Source organism: Nocardia sp. CA-120079 (genome assembly GCF_050955745.1).
In the GTDB taxonomy this organism is placed as follows: Bacteria; Actinomycetota; Actinomycetes; order Mycobacteriales; family Mycobacteriaceae; genus Nocardia.
This window is the reverse complement of record NZ_CP192088.1, coordinates 7,670,421-7,695,987: the sequence shown is the minus strand read 5'-3', so window position 1 is coordinate 7,695,987 and position 25,567 is coordinate 7,670,421. Positions and strand designations below refer to the sequence as shown.

The following is a 25,567-nucleotide window of genomic DNA, read 5'->3' as shown; positions in this document are numbered from 1 at the left end:
GGTGCGGTGAACGGGGGTGATGGGAGAAAAGTCTTGCAGGTACTCGGACCGTGGACCGACTCGGCGACATTTGCCGCGCTAGGCGGGGGTAAAGCGCGTGGGTTGTACACCTTGCACAATGGTGGCTTCCGGGTCCCGGACTGGGTGGTGCTCGGCACCGACGTCTTCAACCGGTTCCTGATCGAGACCGATACAGGCGCCGATTTGGCGACTATTGTGTTGAATGTCACATCGTCGGACGATCTGGATTCGGCGCTGGCCGCCGGTGCGGAACTACGCGCCGCGATCGTCGATGCGCCACTGCCGCAGCCGGTACTCGAACTGATCGCCGATGCTTACGGCCGCCTGGGGGCGGTCGCGATCGCGGTTCGATCGTCGGCGGTCGTCGAGGACGGTCCCGGCCAGTCCTATGCGGGCCAGTTCGATTCGTTCCTCAATGTCAACGGTGTCGACGCGGTCGCGGCGCGCGTGCGCGACTGCTGGGCCTCGGCATTCTCCGAACGGTCCATCCGCTATGCCTTCGCGCACGGGCAGTCGCGCGCCGACGCCATAGCCGTTGTCCTGCAACGCCTTATCGATGCGCGATCCAGCGGAGTGATGTTCACCGCGAGCCCGATCAGCGGCGCCGCAGACGAATTGGTCGTCAGTGCGGTGTACGGGCTCGGCGAGGGCTTGGTGTCGGGCGCGGTGGACGCCGATTCGGTCGTGGTCGACAAATCCTCCGGCACGGTGCTGGAAACGACTGTGGGGGACAAGGATCGAAGCTATGCACCCTCGGGGGAGCAGGGCTGCACGACGCTCGAGGTCGAGCCGCAGCGCCGCGAGGCAGCGGTGCTCGCCGATGCCGAACTGGCCGAATTGGTGGAGTGGGGACGCAAGCTGGAGGCCGATTTCGGTGCGCCACAGGACATCGAGTGGGCCATCGATGCAGATGGCCTCTGGTTCCTGCAGTCACGGCCGATCACCACGGCGGTCACCGACGGCCCGGTGCGCGGTGCGGTACTGCGCGGCGCCGGCGAGGTGCTCGCCGACGGCGACGAGCGAATCTGGGACAACTCCAACATCATCGAGAGTTTCAGCGGCATCACCTCCCCGCTGACCTATACGACCGCCGCCGACATCTACGGCCGCGTGTACCACGGTTACGCGAAATCGCTGCGGGTGCCCGACGCGCAACTGCGCCAGACCGATCGCTGGACTCCGGTGCTACTCGGCTACTTTCACGGCCGGGTCTACTACAACCTGCTGCACTGGTACCGGATGGTGGGCATCGCGCCCGGATACCCGCTGAACCGTAAGGTGCTCGAGGCCGCGCTCGGCGTCGACGAACCGCTGCCCGACGAGATCGCGAAGACCTTGCGCCCGTTCACCTTCCGCACACCGCTGGCCCGGCTGCGGTCGCGGGCGATCACCACGGTGACCTATGTGCGGCGGCTGTTCGGTATCGACGAGATGGTCGATACCTTCATGAGCGACTTCTACCGCGTCTACGACGAATACGACGCGCTCGACTACTCGACGCTGACCGGCGAACAGGCCTACGCGGCTTATCGCAAGGTCGACCGGGACCTGGTCGAGCGCTGGGGTCCGCTGATGGTCCTGGACGCAATCCTGTTGACCTGCACCGGTTTGATGTATCTGCTGACCAAACTGCTGCTGCCGAAGGCGCCGGAGTGGTTCCTGTACGCCGTCGTCGGCCCCGGCGCGGATGTCGAATCCGCCGAACCGGCTCGCGCCATGACCGAGCTCGCGCAGTTCGTTCGCAAAGATCCCGAACTGGTGTCGTTGATCAATTCGACAGCGCCGGAACAGATTTACGATGCCGTGCGCGACCGCACCGAATTCCGCGACCGGATCGAGGATTACATCGATCGCTACGGTTACCGCAGCCTGGACGAACTGAAGCTGGAAACCCCGGATCTGCGTGAGGAGCCCGCGAGCCTTTTCGTCATGCTGCGCAGCGCGATCGGTCGCGTCGGGGAGGCGGCGCAGCACAGCCGCGGTGCGGAGGCCGACGAGTACCTCGACGCCAATCTGCGCGGCTTCCGGCGGCGGATCTATGAACGGCTGCGCGGCAAGGTGAATCGGTGCGCCGCCCATCGGGAGCGGCTGCGGTTCTGCCGCACCAGGGCCTTCGGGATGGTCAAGCGGATGATCCGGGTAATGGGCCGAGATCTGGTCGCGCGCGGTGTCATCGACGAATTCGACGATGTCTTCGCGCTGACCGTCCAGGAGTTGCGCAGCTGCTACGACAGCAGTGTTGTTTCGAGCGACCTGCAAGCAGTCGCTAGCGGCGTTGTTTCGAGCGACCTGCAAGCAGTCGCCAGCGGCGGCCTGCGCGATCTGGTCGCCGCACGGAAAGCCCAGCGCGCCAGGGACGCCGAGCTCGTCGCCCCCGCCCGCTTCGTCACCTCGGGGCCGATCTTCGGGCGCGCGGAGCTCGCGCGCCAGGGCTGGGTGCCGGTCACCGATACCCCGGCCGCGACTGTCGGCACCGTCCTGCCCGGCACGCCGTCGGCATCCGGAATCGTCGAGGGCACTGCGGTGGTCGTCGACGAGCCACGCGACGTGGCAGGCGGCATCGTGGTGGCATATCGCACCGATCCGGGTTGGGTGGCCGCGCTGCCCTCGGCGTCGGCGCTGGTGATCGAGCGCGGCAGTCCCCTCACTCACGTCGCGATCGTGGCACGGGAGTTGGGAGTTCCGACGGTGGTCCAGATCAAGGACCTGACCAAGAAGATACGTTCCGGTATGGGAATACGGGTCGACGGCACGAACGGTACCGTTACCGTGCTGTCGGGAGGAGAGCTGCGGGATGAAGCCGGATAAAGACGTTGCCGCGGTTCGCAATTGGCTGGCCGATCCGGCACGCGACGCCGGGATCCACCTCGCCGACGAGGCCGACGGCTGGGAGTACCGCAGCTATCACGATCTCGCGGAGCTGAGCTGGTCGATCGCCGCGCGCATGCGCGAACACGGTATGGGCAGCGGCGATGGCGCATGCGTGATCATGCCGACCGGATTCCCCTGTGCCGCCGCCTTTTACGCGGTATGGGCCTGCGGTGGCGTCTTCACCCCGGTCGCGCCGCCGATGTTCGGCGACCTCGACCAGATCATCGCCCATATCGCGGCCATTCTGGAGCAGGCCCGGCCGCGATTGGTGGTGACCTCGACCGAGTTCGAGCAGTTGGTGCGCAAAGCGGCGGAGGCGGCGGGCCGCACGGACGAACCGCTGGTGATTGATGCCGCGAATCTGGGTCCCGCGCCGACGGAGCGCGAATTCGGCGAGCCCGATGAATGCGCGCTGCTGCAATTCACCTCCGGGTCCACCGGAACGCCGCGCGGGGTGCGGGTCAGCTGGCACAACCTGGCCAACAACATCGCGATGATCTCGACGCTGATCGACTGGCGGCACGGCGAAACCATGGTCTCCTGGCTGCCGCTGTATCACGATATGGGCCTGGTCGGGGCATTCCTCACCACCGTGACCAATCAGGGCGAGCTGTATCTGATGCGTCCGGACCAGTTCGTCCGCGATCCGGCGCGCTGGCTGCGCGCCATGTCGCACGCACAGCACACGCCGTCGCCGTCGTTCGCGCTCGGTTATGTGGCACATCGCGTCGCGCCGGAGGAGATCGCGGACCTGGATCTATCCGGCTGGCGCACGCTGGCTGTCGGTTCCGAGCCGGTGGAGGTGGCCGATCTTCAGTCCTTCGCGGGACTGGCTGGCAGACAAGGCTTTTCGACCAACGCGTACACCCTCGCCTATGGTCTGGCCGAGGCCACGCTGATGGTGACCTCTTCCGCGCGCAACCGGCCCATCACCGCACTGCGGCTCGACAATCCGAATCTTCGCTTCGGCCAACCCATTACGATCCTGGCCGAAGAATTGCTAGACGACACCCACCGTGTCGAGGGCTCCGGGTGGATCACCGGACTCGGCTACTCGATGCCCGAATCGACCGTGCGGGTGGTCGACGAAGACGGGCGGGAACTGCCCGACGGCACCCTCGGCGAGATGATCGTCGTCGGGGATTCGGTCGCGCTGGGTTACTCCGGCGAACCGAACGCAGGTTCATCGACGCGGATCGTCGAGCGGGTGCTGTTTACCGGCGATGCCGGATTCCTGCACAACGGTGAGGTTTTCGTCCTCGGCCGGATGGGTTCGAGCCTGAAGGTCCGCGGCCGGTCGGTGTTCATGGAGGACATCGAATCCCGGGTGGCTCAGGAAACCGGAATCACCAAGGGCAAACTCGCCGCCGTCGCGATCGCCGAGGCCGGTGCCCAGGGCATCGCGCTGTTCGCCGAATCGGCACCGGGATACTGGATTGCCGAGGCGCGCAGAATTATTCGCGGTGAACTCGGGCCCGCGCAGACGGTGCACATCGTGACCGGCCCGCGCGGCATCATCCGCCGCACCTCGAGCGGTAAACCGCGGCGCAGGCATATGTGGCAGCTGTTCGCGGACGGCGCGTTGGCGGGTGCGGTGCTGCACGCGGCAGACGCCACCACCGAATCGGAACCGCGTATGGACAGCCCGGCTACCGGCGATGCCGTGCCCGAGCCCGCGCTGCCTGCCGAACGAGTGCGACAGTTGCTCGATCGGGCACTGGAAAGTGTTGCGGTACCGCCCGATTCGACCGTGTTGTTCGAGGGTTCGCTGGCGGAGGGATTCGGCAATGCCGGATCCGATATCGACTTCCTGGTCGTCGCCCCCGGTGACGAGGAGTTGCCGACACTGCCGACGGTGTTGTTCATCGATGGTCGGCGCGTGGAGGTGCGGACGCGGTCCGAGGCGCAGCTGCGCAATCAGCTGGAGCTGGCGGCGGGTGGTTCGGACAAGATCGACGAGGATCTGCTCAACCGGTGTCAGCGATTCCTGCGCGCGACCGTGGTTCGGCACGGCGCACCGAACGTCGCGGAATTGCGTGCACTGCTGCCGCATTCGAGGTTCACGGCGCTGGTGGCCGACTGGTGGACTCGGCGCGCGACGCAGGCGCTGCGATACGCGGTCGCGCTGCGGGCCCTGCACGCCGAGGCCGAAGCCGCCGACTGGGCGCGCGACGGACTGCTCCAGGCGATGAAGGGCTGGGCTGCCCGCAAGGGCGAAAGCTACCTGGAAACCAAATGGCTGCCGCACCAACTCGACCGCATCGGAACCGATGCGCTCATCGACCGCTACAACCACCTCACCGAGCCGACCGAACACCTCGCGTGGGAACAGGTTTGGGCGGTGGCGGCGGAGCTCGGCGTGCCCGAGATCACCGATGACCCGCACCAGATCCTGTTCGCACGGCGTCCAGGAGTCACCACCTGGGCGATCGGCGGGCACATCCACGTGATCCGGGACGATCATGACGTCTTCGCACTGTCGGACAGCGCGGCCCGTGCCTGGCGTTCGGTGGTGTTCCGGCATTCATTGCGCGATGTCCTCGCCCGCTCCGAACATGACATCGCCGAGGATCTGCTCGAGTTCCTCGGACTCGGCCTGGTCGGATTGCAGTGGCGCGGCGGTGCACTCATCGAACCCGCGCTGGCCATGTGCAAGCCGGTGAAGCCGTACACCCCGGTGCCCTACGCGGCCGCGCCCGCCCTCGGCCTGACCGGCGCCACCCGCGACGATGTGATCGCGACGCTGTCACCCCTGCCCGCAACCAGATTCACCGAATGCGCGCTGAACCTGGTGTGGTCCAATGTCGTCTTGGAGAACGCCAGGGAGGACCTGGCGGGTGCGGTCAAGAACTCCCAGGGCGCCGTCGCCGATATCGCCGCACACCGGCTCATCGCCATGGCGGTTCGTGTCTTGTTGTCCGCATTCGGGATTCACTCGCTGCCCGCCGACGTCGCGCCCGCGCAGACCCTGCGGCGGATGTTGCCGAACCATGCCCTGCGTCGTGACGATCTGCTGACGCAATTGGAATCGGCACGGCGGGTCCGTTTCTCGGAGATAATCGGAACGGGCGGAGATACTCTCGCGGGTCTCGCGGTGCTGGATGATTTCGTCACACTGGTCCGATGGGTCGCGGCGGGGGCGGAGACGACAACGGGATTCCCGGCCTCCTTCGATTCACGTGAGCAGTGGCGGCGCACGCTGGCGATCGGTTACGACTGGCTGCGCATCGCCGGGTATCTGAATACCGACCTGCCCCTGGACGAGGCCCGCGATCTGCTGGCCTCCGGTGGCCAACAACCGCATCTGCGGGAGGGAGAGTCGTGAGGGCAGCATCGCGCAGCGATTCGATGAGCGGTGGCGGCCGGGTGACGGGTGGGCCCGCGGTGGCTGGTACCACGACTGCCGACAAGGTGCGCCGGATCGTCCTGGCCATGGCCCCGGAACCGCCCGCCGAATTGTCCGACGAGCACCGCCTCGTGGAGGATCTCGGCTTCGATTCACTGCGTCTGATGGAACTCACCGTCGTCCTCGAGCGTGCGTTCGAACTGCCGCGCTACCGACCCGAGCAACTGGTGGGTGTGCGTCGGGTCGATGCCGTGATCGCCCTGGTCTCGGGTAGTTCGGCCGCTGCCGAGGTGCCACTGTGAACTCCGGCGATACGGTGCTGGTGACCGGTGCGGCCGGACTGGTCGGCGCCGAGGTCGTGGCCAGGCTCGCGGCTGCGAGTCGGCCGGTTGCCGCTGTGCTGCACAGTAATTCGACCATCGTGCGCAATGACGGCACCCTGATCGAGGCCGGTACCGCCGTCGCGGGTGACGTGCGGTTGCCCGGATTGGGCCTGTCCGAGCGCGATACCGAGGATCTGGCCGAGCGGGTCGGCATCATCGTGCACTGCGCGGCCACAACGGCATTCGACGCATCCGCGGCTGACTACGAGGAACTCAATGTGGTCGGCACCGCGAATGCCATCGCGCTCGCACGCGAGTGGGAGGTGCCGCTCGTACACGTCAGCACCGCTTACGTATGCGGTATGCGGGGCGGCACCATCACCGAGGACGAACTCGACGCCGGTCAGGCCTTCGGAAATGGCTACGAAGACAGCAAGTTTCGCGCCGAAAAGCTGGTGCGGGCGGCCGGGGAGCAGGGTCTGCCGTGGGCTATCGTGCGCCCCGGTATCGTGACCGGAGCGAGCGATACCGGAACGATCCGGGAGTACAAGAACCTCTATACCGTCGTGAAACTCATGGTCGAGGGCAAGCTGCGCTCGCTGCCCGGCCGCTACGACGCGACGCTGTCACTGGCGCCGGTCGACCATGTCGCCGATGTAATCGCCGCGGCCGTGCTGGACTTCGACTCCGCACAGAATCGCACGCTGCACGCTCTCGGCCGCGACACCCTCTCGCTGCGCGAGGTCTCCGATGTGCTCGCCGAATATCCGTCCTTCGAGGTCGCCACCTTCGTGCCGGAGGCGACCTTCGCCGAGGACGATCTCGAGCCGATCGAGCGCGAGTACTACCGCCGCATCGGTTCGCTCTACACCAGCTATTTCCGGCGGCGGCTGGTATTCGACACCGCCCGCGCCGACGTACTGCTCGGCAAGCCGTCCCCGTCGAGCGGCAAGGAGTATCTGCGGGTACTGCTGGACTACTGCCTGGAATCGGGATACCTCGGCGTGCCGCTGCCCTCGATAGCGGACATTCTGGCCAGCAACGATTTCGACGGAGCGGCCCCATGAGTGAGTTGTTGCGGGAATTGCTGAGCGCGCTGACGCCGTCTCCGCAGAAGGTCGACGCCTACGTTGCCGACACCTACGTGCAGGAAACGGTGGACCAGCTCGATCGACTCGGCGTCGACGCGGCCAAATTCGCCAGAGAGCATTCCCTGCTGCTGCTCAAGCCGGACGCGATTGTCGCGCGCTCCGTCGAGCCGACCCTGAATTGGCTGGCCGACAACGGTTTTCGGGTGGTCAGCGCGTTCCGCGTCCCGGTCGACCGGCATCTGGCCCGCGCACTGTGGTACTTCGCGTGGAATATCGCCTCTCCCGAACGCCGCCGCCTGGCCGATCTGCTGGTCGCCATCTCGGATGTGCTCGTACTCGTCGTGCACGCGCCCGACGGCGAGCTGCCCGTACCGGTGCGGCTGACCGAGGCGAAGGGCGCCACCGATCCGCGCAAGCGCCGCCCCGGTGAGCTGCGGTATCTGCTCGGCCGTCACAACTACCTGCTGAACCTGGTGCATTCGCCCGACGATCCCGCCGACGTACTGCGGGAACTCGCCATCTACCTGGACGAATGGAGTCGGGAAGCGGTGATCGCACAAGCCTGCGGCGGCGCGGACCGCGCGGCGGACGCGGCCGCGATCGCCGAAGAACTGTATGCGCGCACCCCCGCGCGCAGCTTCGATCGGGCGGACGCGCTCGACCGGGTGCTACACGATTCGGCACGGGCCGGTAGGGCGGCCCCATCCGGCTTCGATCCGGCCTCGGATGCGGACTGCGCGCAGTTGCTGTATCGAGCCTGGGCCGATGGCTGGGATCTGGATCCGTGGTCGGCCATCGTACTCGGATCCTATGTACTTCCCATGCGGACCGGCATCGCGTCGCAGACGTTGCGACCGGTGTCCGCCGAAGAATGGTTGGAGGGTCGAACGTGACCACAGACGCGGCCGCCGTACAGACGGCGAGCCATACCCGCACGATCTCCCGGGAACTCGCACACCGATGCGCGGTCTCGGAGGTGTTCGTCACCTCGTTGGACGCCGTCGGCGCGCACACCTTCGTCGCCGGAGCCCAATTACCCAGAATGCATGCGTATTACGGCGACCACGCCGGATCGCTCGCGGTGCGCCATGATCCGCTGGTGGTCATGGAGGCTGCCCGGCAGGCCGCCATCGCATTGACGCACAAGTTCTACGGAGTGCCGAACGAAATGGCATTCGTGGTACGCACTTTCAACGGCACCGGATCCGACACGACCGCGTGGGAGGTGCGCACCGCGCCCGCCGATCTGGTGATGCACGTGCATGTGCCGCAGCGCCATCAGCGCGGTGGCGTGCTGCAGGGGCTCGATATGGTGCTCGAGATCGAATCCGACGGCGAGCCGATGCTGACGGTCGACGGATCCTTCTCCTGGGTGACCGGGCGACAGTGGTCGGGGCTGCGCAGCGGATTCCGGGACAGCCTGGGGCTCGGTGAGTTTCGCGGCGCCTCGGCACTGACCGAACGCGCCGCACCCGCCGCGGTGGGCCGGGAGAACTGGCGCAATGTGGTGATCGGCTCCCCGGTGCGCGACGGCGCGGTCGCACGGGCGCGGCTGGTACCCGATCTCGGCCATCCGTTCCTGTTCGACCACCAACTCGACCATGTGCCCGGCAGTCTGCTCATCGAGGCCTGCCGGCAGACCGCATTGTCGATGGTCGTGCGCGATCTGCCCCAACTCGAATGTGTCGCAAGTACTTTCGACCGGTTTGTCGAGCTCGACCTGCCCGCGGAATGCACTGCGGAGATCACCGACCAAGGGGCGGGCAATACCGTCATCCACTGCGAGATCCTCCAAGCCGATGCCGTGGCCGCCCAGGTCGATCTCGAATTCGCTGAGGACGCACTGGTTTCCGAGACCGACCCAGAAGGAGTTTGATGGGCGAGGAGTTCTCGGGCACCGACCTGCTGACCACCACCCGCGCCTTCCGCCGCCGGCTCGATCTGACGCGTCCGGTCGCGCGCCGAGACCTGCTGGACTGTCTGGATATCGCGGTGCACGCGCCGAGTGGCACCAATCGTCAGCCGTGGCGGTTCCTGGTGGTTGAGGATCCGGCAACCAAACAGCAGATCGCCGAGTACTACCGAAAGGGTTTCGCCGCTTACCTTTCCGCGCGCACACCCCGTCCGGACCAACTCGGTGATCTGGCCTCCGGGCAGCATCTCGCGGCGCATCTGCACGAGGTGCCCGCGCTGGTCATCGTGTGCTCCCTCGGTCGCCTGCCCGCGAACGCGTCGCCGCTGCTGCTGGCCAGTCTCTACGGCTCGATCTACCCGGCGGTTTGGAACTTCATGCTCGCGCTGCACGAACGTGGGCTCGGCTCCACCATGACCACCGCACATCTGGCGTATGAGCGAGACGTCGCCGACCTGCTCGGGATTCCGTTCGAGCAGGTCACCCAGGTCGCCATGCTGCCGGTCGCGCATCTGCTGCCCGGCACTCGGGGGCCGGGGTCGCGGCGCACGCCCGCCGTGGAGGTGACCATGTGGGATCGGTGGAGTGAGGCATGAGCGAGGTCGCCGGCCCGTCACCCTCTGGGTTCCTCGATTCCGCGGTGCGCATCGGCCGCTTCACTGCGGTTATGTACAAGCCGCACTACGTCCTGTATGGCGTGCTATGGGTACTGGCATTGGAGGGCACCGCGGCCCTTGTGTCACAACCGGATTCGGCCTGGCGTCCGACGGGGGCCACGGTTCTGCGTATCGTCGTCGTCGCGTTCGTCCTGCTGTATCTGCGCATGGTCGACGAGCAGAAGGACCTCGATTACGACCGCGTGCACAACCCGGACCGCCCGTTGGTCACCGGCGCGATCTCCGCTTCCGAACTGCGTGCCGCCATGGCCGTCATCGCCGTCGGCGCGATCGCCGCCAGCCTGACGCTCTCGGTGGTCTCCGCGCTCATGATCGCCGCCGTCCTCGCCTACGGCCTGGCGCTGTGGGGTCTCGAGCGCCTATCGGCAACCATTCGAACCGATATTCTGGCGAATCTGGCCGTTACCTATCCGGTTCAACTGCTCGTCACCGCCTACGTCGTCCTATCGGCCGCTGACACCGGTGAGGTTCGCGCCACTTCGAAGACCGCGGCCGTGGCCCTGATCTTCGCGGGCGCGTTCTTGCAATTCGAATTCGCCCGCAAGACATCTCGCACGCGACGCACCGACGAGCACTTCTACTCCAATGCGCTCGGCGCGACGGGCAGTACCGCGTTCGGACTGCTGTGCGCCGCCATCGCCGCCGCCACCGACATCGCTCTCGTCCAACCATGGACATACACATCAGCGCGGGCCATTGTCGCCTGGATTCCGTTGGCGCTCTTACTGCTTCCCATCTGGGGAGCCGTAAAGTTCGTGCGCGGCAGCAAGCCGGACTATCCGGTGCTCCCGGCCGTCCTGTTCATCCTGACGCTGTACATCGTGCTGATCGTGCAGGCGATCACCTGACGTAAGTCCGACACCCGCAGCAGGTGTCATCCGATCGGCAAGCACACCGATCCGAGATCCATGCCTGTTCCGACGCGCACCACGACCGAGCCCGCCGACTCCGGCGTGTAGTTGCCGCCCACATACTTCGCCCGCACCGTGTGATTGCCGGTCGTAGCGGGCTTCCAGTCGACCTGGGCGGTCAACGAAACACCGTTCGACGGCGTCGCCTTGTTCACCGTCGGCGTGACACTTCCGAGGAAGGTGCCCTCATCCCAGAACTCCACGGGCGGAATGTAATTCCCTAGCCCGAGCGCGGAACTGCCTGCCACCGTTGCCTTCACCTGCGCCGTACATCCGGTGGCAGCCTGTCCCGATAGCGTCACCGTGGTCGTGACATCTCCAGGTGCGCCGACGGCGGCGCCGGACGCCAGCAACGACCCGCCTGCCAACGCAACGACCGCGGTGAGAACCGCGAACCCGGACGAGATACGACGAACAGCTGTGACGGCCATGTTGGCTCCTGCACTCGCGAAACTTCGACCGATCCAGTTTCGATAGACACGCGCCCCACCGCAAGATCTAAAAGGCCTCAGCCGCCGTAGAGCCGGATGAAATCCTGGGTGGGGTCGACCGCGGGCAGCGTGTACGACGAATATGTCGGCTCGACCTGGGCCTCTTCGACGTACTGGTCAGGCTCCTTCGGCAGGTGGCGCCACCGGGCGCGCGGGTCCGCGACTTCGCTCTCGAAATTTTCCGACACCATGATCGACCCTCCCGAATTGTGCTACCTACGAGGCTACCTGAGCGAATGAGTAGCTGGGATGAGTAGTTCGGCGGACGTCGGGCTGGCGGTTGCTTCGTAATCTCGCTGTACCCACCGCACCCGGCGGTGGTTCGAGGTAGGAGGAACCGATGCCGTTCATCAACATCACGCACACGCCCGGAGTGGGATTACCGGAATACCACGCGGTCGTGGCCGAACTCGGAGGTGAGCCGATCGCCGGGCAATTGCTGCATATCGTCGGGGTGTCCGACGGGGCATTGCACATCGTCGACGTCTGGGAATCGGCGGCCGCGGCCGACCGATATGCGGCCGAACGGCTGTTCCCGGCATTCGAACGCGCGGGGGTGCGTCCGGGTCCGGACGCGAGCATCCACGCCTTCGAAGGCGATGTGAGCACCGACGGCCTGACCGAACGTGAGGCGTCCTAGTCGCGATGCCGGCTCGTGCGCACCACCGCGCGGGTAATGTCAACGTCTCGGAGGTGGCGCGTGTCGACCGAGCTGATCGGGCGGGGAGACGAACTTGCCGATCTGCTCCGCTGGCTCGACGCTGCGGTGAACGGAAATTCGCAGTTGGTCGTGTGTTCCGGCGAGGCGGGTATCGGCAAGACCCGGTTGGTGTCCGAATTAGCCGAGCACGCGCAGGCGCGGGGTGTGCGCACGCTGTGGACCCGGGCGCTGGAAATGCCCGACGCACCGCCGTTCTGGCTGTGGCGGCAGGCCCTTGCCGATCTACCGGCCGTCGATGTCGCACCGGTCGAGCGCACCGCGCTGTTCGAAAGCTTCGCCGATCGTCTCGATGGCGCCGCGGCCCTGTTCGTCATCGATGACATCCACTGGGCCGACGAACCGTCGCTGCAGGCGCTGCTGCATCTGATCCAGAATCTGCGTGGTAAGCGAATCCTGGTGTGCGCCACCGAACGTGACGCGGTATCCGATGCCGCGGCCGGCTGGCGCGCGATCAAACCAGATCTGCTGCGGGAGCCGGTGACCAGGACACTCGGCCTGACCGGTCTGTCCCCGGAGAATTCGGCACGGTGCCTGCAGGCCGAGGCCGGACGGGAGGTCCCGGATCAGATCACCTTCGACGCCTACACGATGACCGCTGGAAACCCGTTCTACCTGCGCGAGCTCGGGCGATCGCTGCAGGAGACGGGTGCGCTGCAACTGCCAGCGACCCTGCGTGAGGTGGTCCGCGGCCGACTGGTGCCGCTCGCGCCGCGCACTCAGGAGTTGCTGCGGGCGTCCTCGATTCTCGGCGAGGAGTTTCTGATCGCGGTGGCGTCGCGGTTGATCGGCAGGCCTGCGCTGGAGTGTCTGGCCGCGGTGGACGAGGCCGTCGCGGCGGGATTGCTGGTGGTTGGTACGGAGCCGGGCGCGGTGCGATTCGGGCATGCGCTGGTGCGTGCCGCACTGCAGGAAAGCCTGCTGTTGCAGCAGCGAGTGATCCTGCACGCCAGGGCGGCACAGGCCATCGAGGAACTGTATCCCGATGCGCTGGAACACCATTCGGCGGCACTGGCCCGACATTGGGCAGGTGCGGCGGTGACCGGCGAGCACGGTCCCGCGGTGCACTGGGCGCGTCGCGCGGGCGATGCGGCAATGCGGGAATTGGCGTTCGAGGAAGCCGTGCGGCTCTACGGTCTGGCACTCGACCATGCCGCCGGATCGGACGCCGCCGATCGCGGCAGATTGCTGCTGGCCAAGGCCACGGCGAGGCTACGGGCGGGCGATCTCGATGCGGCCCGCGCGGATTGCGTTGCCGCGCTGACCATCGGCCGTCGCGTCGGCGATGCCACCCTGATCGCGGAGTGTGCACTGGTACTCGAGCCGGTCGGCGATCGTGTCTGGGATCGCGACATCCGTGAATGGTGCGCGGCGGCACTGGAATTCGACGGTCTGTCGGATCTGCTGCGGACGCGGCTGCTCGCGCGCTCGACGGAGGCCTCGGTTTATCTGGGTCTGCTCGATGATGTCGACGAGACGAGCCGCGCCGCACTGCAGCTCGCCGACGCGTGCGGCGATCCGGAGGCTGTGGTCGCCGCCTTGCGTGCCCGTCAACTCGCCTGCGCCGCACCGGAACACCGGGTGGAGCGCGCCGAGTTGGCCACCCGCATGACCGATGCCGGACTGAGCCTGCGCAGCCCATCGATCGAACTGTGGGGCAGGCTGTGGGCCATCGACTCGCATTGGGAGCGTGGCGAACTCGCGGCGATCGGCAGTGAGCTGTCGCGGCTGCGCTGGTGTGTGCGGCATACCGGCGGGCCGATGGCGCGCTGGAATCTGCTGGTGGCCGAGGCGGCCTTGGCACAGGGGCACGGGGATCTGGACGAGGCGCTGCGGCTCGGCGGGCAGGCGCGCGAACTGGCCGAATCGATCGGCCATCCGGCGGGTTACGGCGCGTATCGAGCGCTGGTGGGCACCATCGGCCATCACCGCGGCCACCTCGATATCAGCTTCGATTTGCCGCCGTTGTCCATGCGCGGTGAGGTCCGCAACGAGATCTTCGCCCGGCTGGGCACGGCATTTTCACTGGTCGAAGACGGTCGGACCGCAGCGGCCGAACCGCTGTATCGCGGGCTCGGTCCGCCCGAAGAGTGGCTGATCCCGCCGTACTTCGTGCTCAACGCGCTGGTGGTCGGCGGTTCCGTCGCACTGGCTCTCGGCCTGGATCAGGACATCCGCTACTTCGCGCGGCGCCTCGCCCGGTATCGCGACGGTCATGTGGTCGGCGGAGGCGGCAACGGACACTACCTCGGCCCGGTCACCCTGTGGCTCGGCAAATTCGCGGCAGCCCTCGGCGATTCGGCCACCGCCGAACAGGATCTTGGCACCGCGCGCAAGGTCTGTCGCGAGATCGGCGCCCGCTGCTTCGCCGTGGAAGCCGATTGTGAACTGGCCGACCTCCTGATCCGCCGCGGCGCCACCGAGGACGGCGTAACCATGGCCAAATCCGCACTGCCACTGGCGCAGTCCTACGGTATGGCCCCCTGGGTGCAGCGCCTGCTCGCCCTCGCCGCGACACCGCTGAACCGCGCGACGCTCTCCCCACGGGAACGCGAAGTCGCCGGTCTCGTCGCCGCTGGCAAGAGCAACCGCGAAATAGCGACCGCGCTGGTGTTATCCGAGCGCACCGCGCAGAACCATGTCCAACACATCCTGACCAAGCTCGGATTCACCAACCGCAGCCAGATCGCGGCCTGGGCGAGCAGGAACCCGGGTCCGAAGTAACGGTTGTGTTGCCATGGGCTCACGTCGCGTTGTTTTCGCCGGAATTGGGAATCCTTGCTCACACGTCCCGTGAGCGGAATGAGGTGCCACATGAACACAGTGGTATGCGGCGATTGCTGGCGTCGCGAAAACTTGACGTTCGCACAGCGACTGGACCCGGCATTCATCCGGCCCGGATTTGTCTACCTGTGCCCCGAGCACCGAGCCTGTCGAGCCGAAACGCTCGGTCGGCCCGAGCTCGGACAATCGGCGGCGTGAACCCCCGAAACCAACGCGCACCCCAGCGAATTTCGCTGGCGGTCAGGGCGCGTCGGGCAATGAACCGGTACGTCCGCGTTCGCGCTCCGCGGCGGTGGCGAGGTAATCGCCCAACTCGCGGCGCAGCGTGACATCGAGCGACCGGACCAGGGTGGCGTGCACCGAGGCGACGGCCAGTTCGCGCATTTTGTTGAGCATCGTTGTGGTGTCGGCGATTTCGCTGCTGGTCTCGGGCAGCCAGCCGGGCCCGTGTTCGTCGACGATGTGCTGTTTGGCGGCCGTGATCATGATGTGGGTGATGTCATCGATGCGATCGGCGACCTTGGCGTAGATCTCGATCAGCGTGCGCAGTTCCAGGCCGTATTCGTGCAGTTCGGCGAACGAGGTGAGCAGAGCGGTATCGGTGAAGGCGACGGTATCGCCCTCGATCCGCACCAGCTTCATCTCCGCGAGCCGGTCGACGAGTTCGTCGGTATCTGTGCCGAGAATGGTCCCGATCAGTTCGCGGGGCACCTCGAAGGTTTCGTCCTTCGCCCAGGGGGCCGTCACCGCGTGCTGCAGGCCGAGCACCTCGGTGAGGTCCTTGCCGGTTTCCCAGCTGGTGATGAAGTCGGCGATATGGGCGGTGGTGAAGCCGCGCTGCAGCAGCGCGTCGATGAGTCGCAGCCGCTCCAGATGCGAATCGTCGTAGATGCTGGCGCGCCCGTCCTTGCCGACCGGGGGCGGTAGCAGTCCGCGCTCCTGGTAGGCGCGCACATTCCGGCTCGTGGTGCCCGCGGCGCGGGCGAGATCATCGATCCGGTACTCCGGCACCGATATCACCTCCGATAGCGACTAGGGCACGCTTGCACCGGCGGCCGGAATGCGGTCTTCGAACCGACCGAGTCTAGCGTCCCGGCCACCTGTGCCCGTCACCTAGGAAACCGCCGCGATCCGCTGCTCCGTCGTGCGCGCGGCCGGCACGACGTGATAATCAGCGAGGTTCACTGTCCGCAGCTGGCCGACGTACTGGGTGGCGAAACCCGGATACATGGTCGCATTGAACCCGTCCTCGGTGAGATACCAACTGCGGCAGCCGGAGTTCCACGTGGTGCCGCCCAGGCGCCGCTGGATCGCCGCGTTGTAGCGGTTCTGCCGGTCCTTGCGCACATCGAGCATGCGCAGATCCCGGTCCAGGATGGTGCCGATCGCGCTCACCAGATAGTCGATCTGGGCCTCCATGTACACCAGCGCCGAATTGTGTCCCGGCCCCGAATTCGGCCCGAAGGTGAAGAACAGATTCGGATAGCCGGAAACCGCGATGCTCTTGTACGCATACGCGCCGTGGTGCCACTCCTCGGCGAGTACCCGCCCGGCCCGGCCGACGACCGGGACGGGCGTGCCCGTCTTGGAGACATCGAATCCGGTGGCGAAGACGATGCAATCGGCTTGGTGCTCAACACCTTCCGCGGTGCGGATGCCGTGTTCGGCGATGCGGGCGATCGGCCAGGTGACCAGCTTGCAGTTGTCGCGCTGCAGGGCCGGGTAGTAGTCGTCGGTCATCAGTAGTCGCTTGCAGCCGGCGCGGAAGTCCGGGGTGAGCTGGCGGCGCAGCCACGGATCCTTCACCTGCCTGCGCAGTTGGGCCCGCCCGACCAATTCGACGACCCTGGTCAGCGGGGTATTCCACACCACGCCGAGCGCGACGGATTCATGCCCGTAGAACCAGGCCAGACGCGAGAGGGATTCGGCTGCGGGCACCCGCCGGTAGAGCTGTTTGGTCAACGGGGTGGTGCGCCGATTGACTCGGGGCAGCACCCATCCCGGCGTCCGCTGGAACACCTTGACCGAGGCCGCCCGCTCCACCAGCTCCGGAATGATCTGCACCGCACTGGCCCCGGTGCCGACTACCGCCACCTTCTTACCGGTGAAGTCGTAGTCGTGGTCCCAACGGGCACTGTGGATCTTGTGGCCCCGGTAGTCCGCGATGCCGGGAATGTTCGGCAGGCTCGCGTTGGCCAGCGGCCCGGAGGCCAACACCACCGTTCTGGCGCGGACGGTCTGCGCACGGTCCTCGATCGTGATGCGCCAGACCCCGGCGTCCTCGTCGAACCCGATTCCGGTGACGTTGTGGCCGAAGCGGAAGTGCTTGTGCAGTCCGAACTTCGCGGCCATCGACTCGATATAGCCGAGGATTTCACTGCTGCCGGAGTAGGTGTGCGACCAATCCGGGTTCGGCGCGAAACTGTAGGAGTACAGCCGCGACGGAATATCGCACGCCGCACCGGGATAGGTGTTGTCGCGCCAGGTCCCGCCGATCGCGGTGCCGCGTTCGAAGATCGCGAAATCGCCGATTCCCTTTTGCTTCAGGCGAATCGCGGCACCGATTCCGGCGAAACCACCGCCGATAATGGCGACATCCAGGGTATGCCCACCCGTCGCCCGACCGTCGCCCCTCATCGAATCGCTGTGCGATGCTGTATTCATCTCGTCCCTCGTCATGCCGCGGGCTCGTACGTGAGTTCCTTGGACCAGGTCGGCTGCGGCCGCAGCAGCCGCTTCGGCACCCGGGCGGTGATCTTGACCAGCGCGTCGGCAAGCAGGTGATAGGGGTGGCCGCGGTTGATCACCCAGCCGCCGTGCATCTTCACGATCTGATACATCGGCAGTCTGCGCGCGAATTCACTGCGCTCGCCGACATTCGCGTAGCGCTTCAGCGCCGCGTACAACTTCTCCTCGTCGACGCCCATCTCGACGATGTTGTCGCGCATCTTGTTCAGCAGCGGCACATAGCTCAGCACGCCGATGATGAACGTCGGCTTGGCCCACCCGCCGACCAGATCGATGAGAAGCTTGCGCATCTGTGCGTGACCGAGCAGATCCATCACCGCGAAATCCACAGCCAGATGCCGGGATTCGTCGGCATTGATCTTCTTGAAGGCCTGCTGGCAGATCGGATCCTCGATCTCGTCCATGATGAACTTGATCAGCGCACCGTCGAGGGCTACCTCGAGCATCGGAATCACCGTGCCCAGGAACGACAGCGACATATCGTCGGAGTACTGGTCCAGGAAGTCGATCACCAGCTTGACGTTCACATTCGGCTGCGGAATCTCATCGCCGTCGAGCATGCCCCAGCGCCGCATCAGCGCGAGTTCGGCATTGGCGTGCTTCTGCTCCTCGGCATGGAAGTAGCGGTAGATCTCGCGCAGCGTTTCGGTCGGCGCCTTCTTCGCCATGGCGGCGAAGCCGCGCGCACCGACATTCTCGATCCACATCAGATCGGCCATGAACGGCTTGAGTTTGGCGTGCAGTTCGGGCGAAATCGTTTCCGCGCCGGGGGCATCCCAGTCGATATCGGCCAGCGCCCATTGGCGATCCTTGATCTTGCGGAGCATGTCGTCGAAGTCCATACCGGAGCGATCGCTTGCGGGTCGCTCGAAAGGGCCGGCGTTGGCCATGATCAGACTCCCGTCTTGTCGGAGACCGAGGTCCGGTCCGTTTCGGTCGAGTTCTCCTGTGGCAGTAGCCGATCCAGGAGGCCGAGTGCATAGGTGTACTGGGCGGGGAAGTAGCGCTTGAGCAGCCAGATGAGGTGCGCGTCCAGCTGCGGCAGCACATACAGCTGCCCGCGGTCGTGCGCGTCGAGGGTGGTGCGCGCGACGCTGTCGGGGGAAAAGCCGGTCAAGCGCATGAGGGTGTCGGCCAATCGGGCCGATTGCGGTGTAATGCGGCCGTCGCGAGCCACATTCGTCTTGACGAAGGTCGGGCACAGCACGGTGATCGCCACTCCGGTGCCGCTCATCTCGGCGGCCATGGTCTCCGAAAGCGAAAGCACCGCGGCCTTGGACGCGTTGTAGACCGCCATCGATGGTGCGGCGGCGAAGGCGGCCGCGGAGGCGACATTGATGATGCCGCCCCTGTGTTGATGGGGGCGTACGCGGGGCCCTGCGTGGTTACGCGAGCTACCGCCTTCGGGCCCGTCGCTCCCGCCACCGCAGGCGGCGCGCAGTTGCGGTGCGAAGATCTCGCATCCGTGCACCACACCCCACAGGTTGATGCCGAGCGCCCACTCCCAGTCGTCGAAACCGATTTCGCCGACCGGCTTTCCGCCGATGCCGACACCGGCATTGTTGACCACCAGCGTGACCGGGCGTTCGAACAGCGATTCGGCGAAGCGCGCAAGCACTTCCACCTCCTCGCGCCGCGAAACATCGCAGCGGAAAGCATGCGCGGCACCTGGATGGTTGCGCTCGATGAGGGCGACGGTCTCATCGGCGCGGGATTCAGCGATATCGGCGCAGATCACCTGTCCACCGCGTTCGGCGATTTCGAGTGCGAAGGCCCGGCCGATGCCGCTGCCCGCACCGGTCACCACCGCGCGGGCGCCGTGGCTGCGCCGCGGTCGGATACCGATCGGAATGAGCCTCTCCAGTCCGAACATCTCAGCTCACCTTCTTCGTGACGGTCTGGGAAATCAGTGCGGTACACAAGAATTCGGCGGCCCGATCCAATGCCCTGTCCGCCTCCGGAATCAGCAGCGGCAACGCTTGGAAGACGTGCACCTGGCCCGGCCAGATCTCGAGTGCGCAGTCGCCGCCCGCATCGCGCACCATCGCGTGCAGGTGTCGGGCGTCGGCGCAGAGCATTTCGGCGCCGCCCGCCTGAATCAGCAGCGGCGGCATGGCTGTGCCCGGCGGAATTCGGAGCCGCAGGCGCGGTGCGTCGGCGGGCAGGTCGCGGGTGTAGGCGTGGGGGAGCCGACCGGCCGCGCGGGCCGAGATGACCGGATCCCGTTGCCGCCGTTCCTGTTCGGCGGCCAAACCGAGGGTGAGATCGATCAGCGGGGAGAACATCGCGACGGCGGCGGGTTGCGGCCGGGCGTGGCGGTCGTTCTCGATCAGCAGATCCAGCGCCAGATGCCCGCCCGCGGAATCGCAGGCGATCACCAGGTCTGCTGCGGCGAAACCGCGGTCGAGCAGCCAGCGGTATCCGGCCTCGACATCATCGGCGGCGGCCGGAAACCGATGCTCCGGCGCGAGCCGGTAGTCGGTGAGGAAGACCGGCAGTCCGGTCTTTCTGGACAGTTGCGCGGCCAAGCCGCGGTGGGTGCGGGCCGAGCAGAGGACGTAGCCGCTGCCGTGAATGTAGTAGATGGCGCGCTGTCCGAAATCCACGCCGGGTGCGCGGACCCATTCGCCGCGGACAGCGCCGGACCGGACCTGGACGACGGATATGTCACCCGGCGTCGGACCGGCCGTGGCCATGATCGTCGCGATCAGCTTGCGTGCGAACCACACTCCCGGTGCGTTCATGGGTACCGCATTGTTCAGCGGCCGCAGCCCGATCTCGCATGCCGCGGCAGCGAGTCTGGACCGTGCCGACGGCACCGTCGGAACGCCGGGGACCGAGGTCCTCGTTGACCTTGTCATGACCTAAGCGTCAGGCATGAATGTGCCAGTTGTCAATGGCACATTTAAAACAGGCTGTTTTACGGCGCGGCCAACCATGAGCCAGGTCTCGATCAAGTCCGACGAAATGTAGCGCTGACCGTTCAGCCTTCGCGACAGGGGTCCTGAAGCGCGCCGCGGTGGATCACCAGTGCGCGTAGCCGAAGCCGGCACCGACCTGGGGCCTGGGTGGGTCAGTAACCCCGTTTGATATCGATCGGAGCGAGCAGATCGCGCCCGGTGGTGAAGCGCTGCACATTCGCCCCCACATGGTCCGCGAAAGCCGCGAGCCGCAGCTGCGGGGGATTCGAATCATGCGGTGTGACAATGGCATTCGGTAGCACCCAAAGCGGGTGGCCGTCCGGCAGCGGTTCGGGATCGGTGACATCGAGACCGGCGCCGGCGATCGCGCCGGAGGCCAGTGCGGCCACCAGTGCGTCGGTATCGATGAGGCTGCCGCGCGCCACATTGATCACCCAGGAAGACGGCTTCAGCCGGGCCAGTTCCTCGGCTCCGACCAGGTGTTTCGTCTCGGGCGTCGCGGGGGCGGCGATCACAACGTGATCGGTGCGCGGCCAGATGCGGGCGAGATGTTCGGCCGGAAGGGTCTCGACGGTGTCCGGGATGCCGGGTCCGGTCACCGGGCGGCCCGAGCGATTGACGGCGATGATGTGCGCGCCGAGCGGGACGAGCATGGGAATCAGCGCGCGCCCGATCCCGCCGGCTCCGACAATGGTCACCGTCTTGCCGTGCAGTGTGCCGACATGCGGGAAGAAGTCGTACTGTCGCCAACTGCCCGCCCGCAGGTGCTCCGGCAGATAACGCACCCCGGCGAGCAGCAGCATCAGCGCGTGCTCGGCCACGCTCGCGGCGAAAGCGCCTGCGGCGGAGGTGAATCGAACCTCCGGATGCCGAGCGAGAATGCCCGCGGTGAACCAGTCCTCGACACCGGCCGCGGGCAACTGCACCCATTCGACCGACGGCGGCAACTCGTCCGGGAATTCACCTGGCCCGCCCGCCCAGATCAAGGCTCGAGCCTGCGGCAGATCCGCGACGGTCGCGCCGCCCTCGACCACGGCCTTGCGCAGCAACGTCGGCGGCGGCGTCGACGGGCCGATCGCGACCGGCACCGGAACCTCGGTGGGGCTCATGGACGACCTCCTGTCGCGGGCAGAACCACTGGCACGCCGCCTGCGGCTGACTCCGAAGCGAACCGTAGCACCGGCACCTTTTGTCCGGTCCATGGCCACTCGGCTGCGGTCAGTCTTCGTCGAGGTCGACGTCCAGATTGTCGCGTTCGGCCCACTCCAGCAGTTGGTCGATGCGGAACACCGCCTCATCGATGCCCTCGTGCAGATCGCCGAATTCGGCGAAGCGAGTGGGGACCGTCTTCATGGTGAAGTCGCGCGGGTCGACGTCGGGTATCTCATCCCAGCGGATAGGGGTCGAGACCGTCGCCTCCGGAACGCCGCGCACCGAATAGGCGGCAGCGATGGTGTGGTCGCGGGCGTTCTGGTTGTAGTCGACGAACAGCAGTTTCGGATCGCGGTCCTTGCGCCACCAGGTGGTGGTCACATCGTCGGGTGCGCGGCGCTCGACCTCGTGCGCGAAGGCCAGCGCCGCCCGGCGAACTTCGGTGAAACCCCACTCCGGCGCGATGCGCACATAGATGTGCATGCCCTTGCCGCCGGAGGTTTTCGGCCAGCCGACCGCGCCCAGCTCGTCGAGCACTTCCTGCGCGACGCCCGCGACTCGCTGCACTCGCGACCACGGGCAGTCCGGCATCGGGTCCAGGTCGATGCGCCATTCGTCGGGGCGCTCGGTGTCATCGCGGCGCGAGTTCCACGGATGGAACTCGACCGTGGACATCTGCACCGCCCAGATGACATCGGCCAGCTTGTCCACGCAGAGTTCGTCCGCATGTCGGCTGTAGCGCGGAAAGAAGACGCGCACGGTCGGAATCCAGTCCGGCGCGCCGGCTGGCAGCCGCTTCTGATGCACCTTGTCGCCCGCGAGCCCCTTGGGGAACCGGTGCAGCATGCAGGGCCTGTCCCGCAGCGCGCGGACGATGCCGTCGCCGACGCTCAGGTAGTACTGCACCAGGTCGAGCTTGGTCGCGCCGGACTCCGGGAAGTAGATCCGGTCCGGGTTGGTGATGCGGACGGTGCGGTCGCCGACATCGAGTTCGACTGCGGGCGACGCGGACTTACTGGCCACCTGTCCGACGATAACGGCTCGGTGGGTCCGCCGCCCGCATCCCACGTGATATACAGGTCAAACTGTGTAGGTAAAACTGTACAGTTGAGACTGGATAAATTAGAGTCGATGGCATGGACGAGAAGATCTCCGAATCGGCCGTCCGAGCCGCCAGTGAGGTGCGGGTTGTCGTCGGCAGGCTGCGGCGGCGCCTGCGCGAACTCGCCGCCGATGACGACCTCACCCCCTCGCAGGCGGCGGTACTGAGTCGCTTGGATCGGGACGGCGCGGCATCCACCAGCGATCTGGCGGCGGCCGAACGGGTGCGGCCACAGTCGATGGCGATGACCGTCGCGGCGTTGGATCGCTACGGATTCGTGGAGCGTCGTCCGGATCCCACGGACGGGCGCAGGCAATTGCTGTCGTTGTCCGACGCGGGCCGTGAGCGGCTGAAGGGCGACCGGCAGGTGCGTCAGGAGTGGTTGGCGCGCACGCTGCACGAGCGGTACACGGAGGCGCAGCGGCGCACCATCCTCGAGGCCCTGGCACTGCTCGACGATGTGGCGCAATCATGATGGCCGTCGAAGAGCGCGCCGAATCATCCACTGATGTAAGGGGATTCGATCGCAAGCTGATCGCGCCGATGATTCTCGGCTCGATTCTATCTGCTCGCGCTCGCCGGTGTGTCGGGCATCGGATTCGTGCTTTGGGAGTTGCGCGCCGCCCAGCCGTTCATCGATCTGCGAGTGCTCGGCGGCAATGCGCCGTTGCTGGCCACCTATGGCCGTCAGGTGCTCGCCTTCGTCACGGCCTATGCCTTCCTGTACGGCTTTACCCAATGGCTGGAGGAGGGACGGTCGCTGAGTGCGTCCGTAGCGGGACTGGTGCTTTTGCCGATGTCGTTGAGCGCCATCGCGATTACCGCGATCACGGGGCGGCGTCGCCAGGTGCGCGGCAAGCTCGTCGCCGGTGGTCTGCTGCAAGTCGCGGCGAGTGCGTGCCTGCTGTTGCTCGGTCCGCACACCGGGATCTGGCTGCTCGTGGTGGTCGGTGTGCTGAGTGGCCTGCCGCAGGGACTCAATGGGCTCGCCAATCAGAATGCCCTGTACCACCAGGCAGATCCGGCACGAATGGCATCGTCGGCCGGATTATTGCGCACCGGAACGTATCTCGGTGCGCTGATCGCGGCGGCGGCGAATGCCGCGGTATTCCCGCACGCCGCGGACAGTGCTGGAGTGCACGAGCTGGCACTGTTGCTGCTCATCGTGTCGGTGCTGCTGGCCATCGTCACGCTCACCGACCGCTCGCTCGCGCGGGTGGACGCGACTGCACCTGATCTTGTTATGGCCCAAGGTAATTCAGCTCAGAAAGGGTAATTCATGCCGGTCACCACACTCGACGAACGCACCGCCCTGGTCGTCATCGACCTCCAGCAAGGCATTGTCGCCGCACCGCGCCAACCGCATTCGGCTGCCGCGGTCATCGAGAATTCCGCCGCACTCGCCCACGCGTTCCGGGAGCACGGCCTGCCGGTCGTACTTGTCCGCGTCTCCTTCGCGCTCGATGGTGCCGATCAGGTAAAGGGGCGCAATGAATTTCCGTATCCGGGCGGAAATCCGCCCGAGGGTTGGGACCGGATCGTGGACGAGCTCACCGGCCATCCGGAGGATATCCACGTCACCAAGCGCAACTGGGGCGCCTTCTACGGCACCGACCTCGATCTGCAACTGCGCCGCCGCGGCATCACCCAGATCGTGCTCGTCGGAATCGCTACCAGCATCGGCGTCGAATCCACCGCCCGCGCCGCGCACGAACACGGCTACCACATCACTCTGGCCGTCGACGCCATGACCGACTCGGACGCCGAGGCTCACCAGCACAGCATCAGCAAGATCTTCCCGCGCCTCGGCGAAACCGGCAGCACCGCCGAAATCGTCGAACTGCTCGCCGCGACCCGCTGACCCGCGGCTTCGCCAGTTGTGAACACCGATGCCATCCGAGTCGAAGGGGCGCACACTGGCGAGATGATGACCAAGCTGATGCGAGCGATTCGTCGACTGTTCGGCCGGGGCGCGGTGTCCGCCGGTGGTGGTCGGGGGCCAGGTGAGGCCGGTGGCGGTGCCGCGGGTGTCCGCGAGCCGCGCAGGCCGATACCACCGGATACCAGCCTGAGCGACACCGTGCGGATCGAGCCGGACCCGCCGACGCTTCGATTACCGGACGCGCGCCAGTAGGGCGTGTCCGGTAGTCACCGATGCGGGATCAATCGGGCCTGCGCAGTTCCGGCATGGGTGGTAGCTCGGTGGTGTCGGCCATCGGGTCGATGCGCTGTTTGTCCAAGGATTCGAAGAATGCCTCGGCGGAGCCGTACCGCGCTTTGACCTCTTCTAACAGCCGTTTTGCGGGCAGGTTCGAGTACATGGGCATATCGTGACCGATATTTCCGGTCCGAAACATTAGTTAGCCAAATATTTGCCACATTGTTAGTTGTGGTGGCGGGCCGCTGCGGCTTCGTCAAGATCCGCAGCGACCGAGGGCATGTGGCAGATCCGCGATGATCACCTACGCCGGTAATCGGCCCTGTCGACATCCCAGCGCG

24 protein-coding genes are annotated in these 25,567 nt (G+C 66.3%); 14 read left to right on the top strand and 10 right to left on the bottom strand.

What is annotated here, in order from left to right; translation table 11 throughout:
- Positions 1 to 33: 33 nt before the first annotated feature.
- From ACQPYR_RS35110 to ACQPYR_RS35075, 8 genes are read left to right on the top strand one after another with little or no spacing between them, the layout of a single operon-like run.
- A complete protein-coding gene (locus tag ACQPYR_RS35110) occupies positions 34 to 2,829 on the top strand; it encodes a phosphoenolpyruvate synthase (RefSeq protein WP_433623260.1) in 2,796 nt (931 codons plus the stop codon).
- Entirely contained in the window at positions 2,816 to 6,217 is a 3,402-nt protein-coding gene (locus tag ACQPYR_RS35105) for an AMP-binding protein (protein WP_433623258.1), read from the top strand. Before ACQPYR_RS35110 ends, ACQPYR_RS35105 begins: the two co-directional genes overlap by 14 nt.
- Positions 6,214 to 6,540 (top strand): acyl carrier protein, encoded by a 327-nt coding sequence (locus tag ACQPYR_RS35100; RefSeq protein ID WP_433623256.1) that lies wholly within the window; start codon positions 6,214 to 6,216, stop codon positions 6,538 to 6,540. The genes ACQPYR_RS35105 and ACQPYR_RS35100 overlap by 4 nt, the downstream gene beginning before the upstream one ends.
- On the top strand, positions 6,537 to 7,628 hold the full coding sequence (locus ACQPYR_RS35095; RefSeq protein WP_433623253.1) for an SDR family oxidoreductase: 1,092 nt from the start codon (positions 6,537 to 6,539) through the stop codon (positions 7,626 to 7,628). Before ACQPYR_RS35100 ends, ACQPYR_RS35095 begins: the two co-directional genes overlap by 4 nt.
- A complete protein-coding gene (locus tag ACQPYR_RS35090; protein WP_433623251.1) occupies positions 7,625 to 8,545 on the top strand; it encodes a nucleoside-diphosphate kinase in 921 nt (306 codons plus the stop codon). The genes ACQPYR_RS35095 and ACQPYR_RS35090 overlap by 4 nt, the downstream gene beginning before the upstream one ends.
- Positions 8,542 to 9,528, top strand: coding sequence for a ScbA/BarX family gamma-butyrolactone biosynthesis protein (locus ACQPYR_RS35085; RefSeq protein WP_433623249.1), 987 nt, complete (start codon positions 8,542 to 8,544; stop codon positions 9,526 to 9,528). The genes ACQPYR_RS35090 and ACQPYR_RS35085 overlap by 4 nt, the downstream gene beginning before the upstream one ends.
- A complete protein-coding gene (locus tag ACQPYR_RS35080) occupies positions 9,528 to 10,160 on the top strand; it encodes a nitroreductase family protein (RefSeq protein WP_433623247.1) in 633 nt (210 codons plus the stop codon). Before ACQPYR_RS35085 ends, ACQPYR_RS35080 begins: the two co-directional genes overlap by 1 nt.
- The gene (locus ACQPYR_RS35075) at positions 10,157 to 11,089 is read left to right on the top strand and encodes a hypothetical protein (protein WP_433623245.1); all 933 of its coding nucleotides are present in this window, start codon (positions 10,157 to 10,159) and stop codon (positions 11,087 to 11,089) included. The genes ACQPYR_RS35080 and ACQPYR_RS35075 overlap by 4 nt, the downstream gene beginning before the upstream one ends.
- A gap of 26 nt (positions 11,090 to 11,115) precedes the next feature.
- On the opposite strand, the gene ACQPYR_RS35070 is transcribed toward ACQPYR_RS35075, so the two are convergent.
- Positions 11,116 to 11,583, bottom strand: coding sequence for a hypothetical protein (locus ACQPYR_RS35070; RefSeq protein ID WP_433623243.1), 468 nt, complete (start codon positions 11,581 to 11,583; stop codon positions 11,116 to 11,118).
- 77 nt (positions 11,584 to 11,660) lie between these two features.
- Positions 11,661 to 11,834: a hypothetical protein gene (locus ACQPYR_RS35065; protein ID WP_433623241.1), complete on the bottom strand. Its 174-nt coding sequence runs from the start codon at positions 11,832 to 11,834 to the stop codon at positions 11,661 to 11,663.
- A gap of 149 nt (positions 11,835 to 11,983) precedes the next feature.
- Here ACQPYR_RS35065 and ACQPYR_RS35060 point away from each other — a divergent pair, with 149 nt between their 5' ends.
- Both ACQPYR_RS35060 and ACQPYR_RS35055 read left to right on the top strand, forming a co-directional pair.
- A complete protein-coding gene (locus ACQPYR_RS35060) occupies positions 11,984 to 12,283 on the top strand; it encodes a hypothetical protein (protein WP_433623239.1) in 300 nt (99 codons plus the stop codon).
- A 60-nt stretch (positions 12,284 to 12,343) separates the two neighbouring features.
- Entirely contained in the window at positions 12,344 to 15,085 is a 2,742-nt protein-coding gene (locus tag ACQPYR_RS35055) for an ATP-binding protein (protein ID WP_433623238.1), read from the top strand.
- A 300-nt stretch (positions 15,086 to 15,385) separates the two neighbouring features.
- Here the strand turns inward: ACQPYR_RS35055 and ACQPYR_RS35050 are convergent, their stop codons facing one another.
- From ACQPYR_RS35050 to ligD, 7 genes are all read right to left on the bottom strand, one after another.
- Positions 15,386 to 16,156 carry a MerR family transcriptional regulator gene (locus ACQPYR_RS35050; RefSeq protein WP_063047106.1) on the bottom strand — a complete coding sequence of 257 codons (771 nt, stop codon included), beginning with the start codon at positions 16,154 to 16,156 and terminating at the stop codon, positions 15,386 to 15,388.
- 102 nt (positions 16,157 to 16,258) lie between these two features.
- A complete protein-coding gene (locus ACQPYR_RS35045; RefSeq protein WP_433635323.1) occupies positions 16,259 to 17,782 on the bottom strand; it encodes a flavin-containing monooxygenase in 1,524 nt (507 codons plus the stop codon).
- A gap of 38 nt (positions 17,783 to 17,820) precedes the next feature.
- Positions 17,821 to 18,735, bottom strand: a complete 915-nt coding sequence (locus ACQPYR_RS35040; RefSeq protein ID WP_433635322.1) for a ferritin-like domain-containing protein — start codon at positions 18,733 to 18,735, stop codon at positions 17,821 to 17,823.
- 50 nt (positions 18,736 to 18,785) lie between these two features.
- Positions 18,786 to 19,766 (bottom strand): SDR family NAD(P)-dependent oxidoreductase, encoded by a 981-nt coding sequence (locus ACQPYR_RS35035; protein ID WP_433623236.1) that lies wholly within the window; start codon positions 19,764 to 19,766, stop codon positions 18,786 to 18,788.
- A gap of 1 nt (position 19,767) precedes the next feature.
- Positions 19,768 to 20,754, bottom strand: coding sequence for an alpha/beta hydrolase (locus ACQPYR_RS35030; RefSeq protein ID WP_433623234.1), 987 nt, complete (start codon positions 20,752 to 20,754; stop codon positions 19,768 to 19,770).
- Between the two features lie 212 nt (positions 20,755 to 20,966).
- On the bottom strand, positions 20,967 to 21,923 hold the full coding sequence (locus tag ACQPYR_RS35025; RefSeq protein ID WP_433623232.1) for a D-isomer specific 2-hydroxyacid dehydrogenase family protein: 957 nt from the start codon (positions 21,921 to 21,923) through the stop codon (positions 20,967 to 20,969).
- Between the two features lie 109 nt (positions 21,924 to 22,032).
- Positions 22,033 to 22,989, bottom strand: a complete 957-nt coding sequence (gene ligD, locus ACQPYR_RS35020) for a non-homologous end-joining DNA ligase (protein WP_433623230.1) — start codon at positions 22,987 to 22,989, stop codon at positions 22,033 to 22,035.
- Positions 22,990 to 23,102: 113 nt separating this feature from the next.
- On the opposite strand from ligD, the gene ACQPYR_RS35015 reads away from it, so the two are divergent.
- The 4 genes from ACQPYR_RS35015 (at position 23,103) to ACQPYR_RS35000 (ending at position 25,202) form a co-directional block, all read left to right on the top strand.
- The gene (locus ACQPYR_RS35015) at positions 23,103 to 23,543 is read left to right on the top strand and encodes a MarR family winged helix-turn-helix transcriptional regulator (RefSeq protein WP_387291032.1); all 441 of its coding nucleotides are present in this window, start codon (positions 23,103 to 23,105) and stop codon (positions 23,541 to 23,543) included.
- 108 nt (positions 23,544 to 23,651) lie between these two features.
- Positions 23,652 to 24,344, top strand: a complete 693-nt coding sequence (locus tag ACQPYR_RS35010) for an MFS transporter (protein WP_433623228.1) — start codon at positions 23,652 to 23,654, stop codon at positions 24,342 to 24,344.
- Positions 24,345 to 24,347: 3 nt separating this feature from the next.
- Positions 24,348 to 24,929 (top strand): hydrolase, encoded by a 582-nt coding sequence (locus ACQPYR_RS35005; protein ID WP_433623226.1) that lies wholly within the window; start codon positions 24,348 to 24,350, stop codon positions 24,927 to 24,929.
- Between the two features lie 63 nt (positions 24,930 to 24,992).
- Entirely contained in the window at positions 24,993 to 25,202 is a 210-nt protein-coding gene (locus ACQPYR_RS35000) for a hypothetical protein (RefSeq protein WP_433623224.1), read from the top strand.
- Positions 25,203 to 25,230: 28 nt separating this feature from the next.
- Here the strand turns inward: ACQPYR_RS35000 and ACQPYR_RS34995 are convergent, their stop codons facing one another.
- Positions 25,231 to 25,389, bottom strand: coding sequence for a hypothetical protein (locus ACQPYR_RS34995; protein ID WP_433623222.1), 159 nt, complete (start codon positions 25,387 to 25,389; stop codon positions 25,231 to 25,233).
- Between the last annotated feature and the right edge of the window lie 178 nt (positions 25,390 to 25,567).

What these genes read in the sequence shown, in the direction of transcription:
- ACQPYR_RS35105 (WP_433623258.1), top strand. Translation starts at nt 2,816, where the DNA reads ATGAAGCCGGATAAAGACGTTGCCGCGGTTCGCAATTGGCTGGCCGAT.
- ACQPYR_RS35090 (WP_433623251.1), top strand. Translation starts at nt 7,625, where the DNA reads ATGAGTGAGTTGTTGCGGGAATTGCTGAGCGCGCTGACGCCGTCTCCG.
- ACQPYR_RS35080 (WP_433623247.1), top strand. Translation starts at nt 9,528, where the DNA reads ATGGGCGAGGAGTTCTCGGGCACCGACCTGCTGACCACCACCCGCGCC.
- ACQPYR_RS35075 (WP_433623245.1), top strand. Translation starts at nt 10,157, where the DNA reads ATGAGCGAGGTCGCCGGCCCGTCACCCTCTGGGTTCCTCGATTCCGCG.
- ACQPYR_RS35070 (WP_433623243.1), bottom strand. Translation starts at nt 11,583, where the DNA reads ATGGCCGTCACAGCTGTTCGTCGTATCTCGTCCGGGTTCGCGGTTCTC.
- ACQPYR_RS35065 (WP_433623241.1), bottom strand. Translation starts at nt 11,834, where the DNA reads ATGGTGTCGGAAAATTTCGAGAGCGAAGTCGCGGACCCGCGCGCCCGG.
- ACQPYR_RS35060 (WP_433623239.1), top strand. Translation starts at nt 11,984, where the DNA reads ATGCCGTTCATCAACATCACGCACACGCCCGGAGTGGGATTACCGGAA.
- ACQPYR_RS35045 (WP_433635323.1), bottom strand. Translation starts at nt 17,782, where the DNA reads ATGAGGGGCGACGGTCGGGCGACGGGTGGGCATACCCTGGATGTCGCC.
- ACQPYR_RS35040 (WP_433635322.1), bottom strand. Translation starts at nt 18,735, where the DNA reads ATGGACTTCGACGACATGCTCCGCAAGATCAAGGATCGCCAATGGGCG.
- ACQPYR_RS35035 (WP_433623236.1), bottom strand. Translation starts at nt 19,766, where the DNA reads ATGTTCGGACTGGAGAGGCTCATTCCGATCGGTATCCGACCGCGGCGC.
- ACQPYR_RS35030 (WP_433623234.1), bottom strand. Translation starts at nt 20,754, where the DNA reads ATGACAAGGTCAACGAGGACCTCGGTCCCCGGCGTTCCGACGGTGCCG.
- ACQPYR_RS35025 (WP_433623232.1), bottom strand. Translation starts at nt 21,923, where the DNA reads ATGAGCCCCACCGAGGTTCCGGTGCCGGTCGCGATCGGCCCGTCGACG.
- ACQPYR_RS35015 (WP_387291032.1), top strand. Translation starts at nt 23,103, where the DNA reads ATGGACGAGAAGATCTCCGAATCGGCCGTCCGAGCCGCCAGTGAGGTG.
- ACQPYR_RS35005 (WP_433623226.1), top strand. Translation starts at nt 24,348, where the DNA reads ATGCCGGTCACCACACTCGACGAACGCACCGCCCTGGTCGTCATCGAC.
- ACQPYR_RS35000 (WP_433623224.1), top strand. Translation starts at nt 24,993, where the DNA reads ATGATGACCAAGCTGATGCGAGCGATTCGTCGACTGTTCGGCCGGGGC.
- ACQPYR_RS34995 (WP_433623222.1), bottom strand. Translation starts at nt 25,389, where the DNA reads ATGTACTCGAACCTGCCCGCAAAACGGCTGTTAGAAGAGGTCAAAGCG.